This window comes from Oceanospirillum linum, assembly GCF_001995095.2.
GTDB lineage: Bacteria > Pseudomonadota > Gammaproteobacteria > Pseudomonadales > Halomonadaceae > Oceanospirillum > Oceanospirillum linum.
Genome location: NZ_MTSD02000194.1, coordinates 1 through 404, shown reverse-complemented (window position 1 = coordinate 404; position 404 = coordinate 1). Strand labels below are relative to the sequence as shown.

The following is a 404-nucleotide window of genomic DNA, read 5'->3' as shown; positions in this document are numbered from 1 at the left end:
GATGATACACCGAGCTACGAGTTAATTGGTTTTGGGTCAGCAAGCTGATTGCGCCGCCCTTTTGTTTGATGTTTTCGGTGCCAAACACTTTATCCATCACATCACCAAGTTCATTAGCATCTGCAAGTTGAGCTAATACTTCTGGCGGTAGCATCAAACTGGCTGAGCGAGATTCTCCACGATGGGTATCTGATTCAATCACCATCCACGCAAACGTCACATTGCCTTCAATTCCAGCTTCTAAGCCAACATAAAAGTCTGCAGTTGGCATTTCCACTTTGGCATTTTTAACTCGATTGACTGCGCCGCGATGGGTCTCTTCGTTAGTCATCGGCTGATCGGCGACTTCACTCGGAACGCTGATGCCGACAAACTCAAAAGCTTGTTGAGGGAATGCGCCTGTC

At 47.5% G+C, this 404-nt stretch carries 1 protein-coding gene; it reads right to left on the bottom strand.

The annotated features are described in order from the left end of the window. Positions 1-404, bottom strand: a 404-nt coding sequence (gene yjjX, locus BTA35_RS17285; RefSeq protein WP_139363754.1) for an inosine/xanthosine triphosphatase, incomplete at both ends; no start/stop codon positions are given.